This is a genomic window from Polynucleobacter sp. AP-Sanab-80-C2 (assembly GCF_035012965.1).
Classification (GTDB): Bacteria; Pseudomonadota; Gammaproteobacteria; order Burkholderiales; family Burkholderiaceae; genus Polynucleobacter.
On sequence record NZ_JAYGQS010000013.1, the window covers coordinates 1 to 644 of the forward strand.

At 45.7% G+C, this 644-nt stretch carries 1 protein-coding gene; it reads right to left on the reverse strand.

Going from position 1 to position 644, the window contains the following annotated elements:
* Positions 1-105: 105 nt before the first annotated feature.
* Positions 106-644 (reverse strand): helix-turn-helix domain-containing protein (locus tag VC178_RS11410; RefSeq protein ID WP_323482626.1); only part of this gene is annotated, 539 nt, incomplete at its 5' end.

The window sequence follows — 644 nt, forward strand, 5'->3', positions numbered from 1 at the left end:
GCTCATGATTACTACTGGCTGCTCGCCAGTAGTAGTAAACGCTTTTAGCCATCTTGGCGATGAGTAGTAAGTCTGGTAAACGGTAATACGGCCTTAGCTCAGTAATTACTTGGGCTTGTTCTCTTTTATTGCTTTGCTCTGAGCTAAGGCTTCTAACTTTTTTAGGTAGGCAGCCTGTGCTTCGGCATACTCTAAGCGTCTTCGCAACTCTGCCGGCGTGAGTTCTGAGATCGGCTTTTTGAGTAATGCTTTGATATTAAATTGGGACATCGGCGGTCGTCCTCTCGGTCGATTGGCAAGGGCTGTAATACCGCCTTCATTGTAGAGTTTTTGCCATTGCAAAATCGTAGTCATACTACCAACCCCAAAGTGGGCGGCAGCTGGTCTGGCTGATATCTGATGCTGTGCCATATATTGGAGAACCTGTACTTTGAACTCTGGGGAATGGCGTTGGTAGCTGGGATTAAGACCACTATGGCCATGTGCTTGATAGGCTAAAGCCCATTTACGGACATCAGAGTGACTAATCTCAAATAAGTGACTTACCCGCTTAAGACCACCTGACTTTAGAAACTCTTTAACTACCTTTAGCTTGAACTGCTTGCTGTACTTGCTCATAAAACAAAACCCCCTTGGTTGGACAT